Source organism: Amycolatopsis sp. NPDC003676 (assembly GCF_053587275.1).
Genome location: NZ_JBSFNS010000218.1, coordinates 1 through 4,058 on the forward strand (window position 1 = coordinate 1; position 4,058 = coordinate 4,058).

Below are 4,058 nucleotides of genomic sequence, written 5' to 3' on the forward strand. Positions count from 1 at the left end.
CTGCGAGACCTCCGGCTCGGTCAGCTTCGGCCGCGCCTGGCCGTCCACCGGAGCGCCGGAAATGTCCAGCACCCGCACCGAAACCGGGTCCGCCGAGGTCAGCGGCGTCCCGGCGGAGACCGCGCCGGCCGCCGGGACGAGCGCGGCGGTCAGCTCCTCGTCGACCGAATCGGTGAGCAGCGGGTCGAGCTTGTTCGCCGCCAGCGCGGCGAGGCCGAGCAGGCAGCCGAGGGTGATCGCCGCGGCCAGCACGGTGATCCGGACCTGCAGCGAACGGCCGCTCCACCACGACGACGGCGAGCCGGTCACCTGACCTCGTCGAGCTGGTCGTCGGAGGCGAGATAGCCGTGCCCGCGCACCGTCCGCAGGATCGAGCCCGCGCCGACCGCGTCGAGCTTGCGCCGCACGTAACCCACATACACCTCAACGAGATTCCGCGTGACGGCCTGCTCCTCGCCCCACACGGCGCGCAGCAGCTCGTCCTTCGTCACGACCGTCCCGGCGCGGCCCACGAGCACCTCCAGCAAGCCGAACTCGCGCGGGCTCAACGGCACTTCCTGACCGTCCCAGTGCACCTGCCGCAGCGCCCGGTCGACCTCCAGCGCGCCGAGTTTCAGCGCGCCGCGCGAGGCATCCGGCCCGGCGCGGCGCAGCACCGCCCGCACCTGCGCGACCAGCACGACGAACGAGAACGGCTTCACGAGGTAACCGTCGGCGCCGAGGTCGAGGCCGTCGGCCTGGTCGATCTCGCCGTCCTTCGCGGACACGAGCAGCACCGGCGTGGTCACGTTCTCCGCGCGCAGCCGTTCCAGCACGCGATAGCCGGACAGGCCGGGCAGCATGATGTCCAGCAGCACGACGTCGAACGAACCGGTGCGCGCGAGCTGCAGCCCGGTCGGCCCGTCCGCGGCGGTGACCACGTCCATGTCCTCCGCGCGCAGGCCGCGCTGCAGCGCCTTGCGCACGCCAGGTTCGTCGTCGACCACCAGCACCCGAGGTTTCACGCTCCTCATCATGGCCGGTTTGTGCAGTTGACGCGCGTACTCTCAGTGCGATCTCAGCTAGCCGGGCCGAACATTCAGGGGTATCTCAGCCTCGGCGGGGGAACGTCTGCACCGGGAGCCGGGCCCACCAGAGCCCGGGAACACAGGGAGAGACGAGATGGATCCGAAGAAGAAGGCCATCACAGCGGCCGTCGTCGGCACCGCGCTCGGTGTCGGGGGACTGGTCGTCGTGGCGATGCCTGCCTCGGCGGGGGACGCGCCGAAGCTGCCGCAGGTCAGCGCGGAGGACTTGGTCCAGTCGGTGGTCACCGCCAAGCCGGCGCCGTTCGACGGCACCGTGACGGTGAGCAACGACCTCGGCCTGCCGAAGATGGCGACCGGCGCGATCCCGGGGGCGGGCGCGCTGGGCGTCGACTCGGCGCAGGTGTTCAGCGACGGCGCCGGCAAGACGAAGGTGTCGCTCACCAAGGGGCAGGCGCAGGAGACGATCATCCACAACGGCAACACCGTGTGGGACTACGACTCCAAGACCAACAGCGCGACCAAGACCACGATTCCGGCGGGCATCGCGACCAAGCAGCACGCCCCGGCCGAGGGCAAGGCCGCCGACCCGTCCACGGCGGCGAAGGAACTGCTCGCCAAGGTGCGCGAGAGCAGCAACGTCGCGGTCGACGGCACGGCGACGGTCGCCGACCGCCCGGCGTACGAGCTGGTCCTCACGCCGAAGCCGACCGAACGCACGCTGCTGCGCGAGATCCGCGTCGCGGTCGACTCGCAGACCCGGATGCCGCTGCGGCTTTCGGTGCTGAGCAACGGAACCACCGCCCCGGCGCTGGAGCTGGCGTTCAGCAAGATCGAGTTCGCCGACCAGTCTGCGGACCTGTTCGCCTTCACCCCGCCCAAGGGCGCGAAGGTGACCGAGAAGCAGGCCAAGATCGACGAGCGCGACAAGGCGCTCGCGAACGAGGCCAAGCAGGCCACCAAGTTCGTCGGCGACGGGTGGGACACCGTCGTCACCGGCAAGGTGCCCGCGGACCTGATGAAGCCGAAGCAGGCCCAGGGCGACGAAAAGGGCGGCGCGGACGTCCAGAAGATGCTGAGCCGGTTCGCCAAGCGGGTCAACGGCCCGTGGGGCAGCGGCTACCTCTTCACCACCAAGGTGGGCGGCGCGGTACTGACCGACGACGGCCGGTTCGCCGCCGGCGCGGTCCCGGAGCAGGTGCTCTACGAAGCGCTGGGCGCCAAGTGACCAGCATCGCGGTCGAAACCGGGGCGGGCATCTCGGACGAGGTGCCCGCCCCGGCGGTCCCGCTGGCCGCGCGCACCCGTGGGGTGCGCAAGGTCTACCGCAGCACGGTCGCGGTGGACCACGTGGACCTGGACGTTCCCGAGGGCGCCGTGCTCGGCATGCTCGGGCCCAACGGTTCGGGCAAGACGACCACGATCCGGATGCTGCTCGGGCTCGTCCGCCCGACCGCGGGCGAGGTCGAACTGCTCGGCCGGAAGATGCCGGAGGAATCCGCGCACGCGCTGCCGGACGTCGGCGCGCTGGTCGAGGGGCCGGGCTTCCATCCGTTCCTCTCCGGACGCGACAACCTGCTGCGGTTCGCCGCCGCCGAACCCCGGCTGGCGTCGTCCGCGATCCCCGGCGCGGTCGACTCCGCGCTGGACCGGGTCGGGCTGTCGGTCGCCGCGCGCCGCCGGTACAAGGGCTATTCGCTCGGCATGAAGCAACGGCTCGGCCTGGCGAGCGCGCTGCTGGTGCCGCGCCGGATGGTCGTGCTCGACGAACCCACCAACGGTCTGGATCCGGCGGGTACCAGGGAGATCCGCCGTATCATCGCCGATCTGCACGCCGACGGCGTGACCGTGGTGGTTTCCTCGCACCTGCTCGCCGAGGTCGAAGCGACCTGTACACACGTGGCGGTGCTCCAGTCCGGAACGGTGGTCGCGCAAGGCGAACTGTCGGACCTGCTGGAGTCGGGGAACGCCGCGCTGCTGGTGCGCACGCCGGACGCCGAGCAGGCGGTGGAAACGTTGCGGGAGCACCGGATCGGGGCTCGCCTCACGCCGGACGGCGTCCGCGTCGACCTCACCGCGACGCCCTCGCCGAGGGTGCTGCAGGTGCTCGTGCAAGCAGGCGTCGAGGTGCACGAGGCGACCCGGGCGCGGACCGGGCTGGAGGACCTGTTCGCGCGGCTGACCGAAGGGGAATCGGCGGCTGGCGAAGAAGCTGAGGGGGAAGCATGACTGCCGCTGCGGTCGCGGTGCCGGTGAGCCGGACCGGGCACGACACGGTGCCGTTGTTCCGGCTGATCGCCGCGGAGCTGCGCTGGATTTTCCACCGGCCGCGCACGCTCGCCGTGCTGGGTTTGCTGGCGCTGGTGCCGATCGTGATCGGGATCGGCCTCACGTTCGTCGGCCAGAACACCGGGGGCAACGCGCCGGACGACAGCGGCGGCGCGCTGCTGGTGTCGGCGGTGAACAACGCGTTCGTGCTGCCGATCGCCGCAATGGTCATGACGCTCACGCTGCTGCTGCCGCTCGCCTCCGCGATGGCGGGCGCGGACGCGATCGCCGGCGAGGCCGCGCACGGCACGCTGCGCGGCTGGCTCATCGCGCCGGTGAGCCGCGGACGGCTGCTGACTGTCAAGGCGTTCGGTGTCGCGACGGTGTCCGTGGTCGCGGTGCTCGCGATGTGCGTGACCGGGGTGGCCACCGGGTTGATCATCAACGGCACGGATTCGCTGTTCACGCTGTCGGGCACCACGTTGTCGCTCGGCGAGGCGCTGCTGCGGATCCTGCTCGTCGGCGGCTGGATCGTGCTGCAACTGTGGGCGGTCGGCGCGATCGCGCTGGCGGTGTCGAGCTTTACCGAGCACCCGATGCTCGTGGTCGCCTCGGTGCTGGCGATGAACATCGTCTTCACGATTCTCGGCTTCCTCAGCTCGCTGAAGGCGGTGCACCCGTTCCTGCTCACGCAGAACTGGACGCTGGCCCCGGCCTCGGCCCTGCAGGATCCGATGACGCTGTCGATGATGGGCGAAGGCGCGG

General features: G+C 71.0%; 4 protein-coding genes and 1 pseudogene. 3 read left to right on the top strand and 2 right to left on the bottom strand.

The genetic code is table 11. The features are described 5' to 3' along the window. Together ACWDNU_RS44835 and ACWDNU_RS44840 are read right to left on the bottom strand one after the other, a co-directional pair. Positions 1 to 309: pseudogene (locus tag ACWDNU_RS44835) on the bottom strand (two-component sensor histidine kinase); the annotation flags it as partial. Beyond that, on the bottom strand, positions 306 to 1,016 hold the full coding sequence (locus ACWDNU_RS44840) for a response regulator transcription factor (RefSeq protein WP_449673331.1): 711 nt from the start codon (positions 1,014 to 1,016) through the stop codon (positions 306 to 308). The gene ACWDNU_RS44840 and the pseudogene ACWDNU_RS44835, both read right to left, overlap by 4 nt. Positions 1,017 to 1,161: 145 nt before the next feature. Between ACWDNU_RS44840 and ACWDNU_RS44845 the strand changes: the two genes are divergently transcribed. From ACWDNU_RS44845 to ACWDNU_RS44855, 3 genes are all read left to right on the top strand, one after another. Then, positions 1,162 to 2,253 carry a LolA family protein gene (locus ACWDNU_RS44845; protein ID WP_370934272.1) on the top strand — a complete coding sequence of 364 codons (1,092 nt, stop codon included), beginning with the start codon at positions 1,162 to 1,164 and terminating at the stop codon, positions 2,251 to 2,253. Beyond that, on the top strand, positions 2,250 to 3,254 hold the full coding sequence (locus ACWDNU_RS44850) for an ABC transporter ATP-binding protein (RefSeq protein ID WP_449673332.1): 1,005 nt from the start codon (positions 2,250 to 2,252) through the stop codon (positions 3,252 to 3,254). Before ACWDNU_RS44845 ends, ACWDNU_RS44850 begins: the two co-directional genes overlap by 4 nt. Then, a partial coding sequence (locus ACWDNU_RS44855) for an ABC transporter permease (RefSeq protein WP_449673333.1) occupies positions 3,251 to 4,058 on the top strand: 808 nt, incomplete at its 3' end. The genes ACWDNU_RS44850 and ACWDNU_RS44855, both read left to right, overlap by 4 nt.

Excerpts from the sequence above, each read along its gene's own strand:
- ACWDNU_RS44840 (WP_449673331.1), bottom strand. The coding sequence starts at position 1,016 with ATGATGAGGAGCGTGAAACCTCGGGTGCTGGTGGTCGACGACGAACCT.
- ACWDNU_RS44845 (WP_370934272.1), top strand. The coding sequence starts at position 1,162 with ATGGATCCGAAGAAGAAGGCCATCACAGCGGCCGTCGTCGGCACCGCG.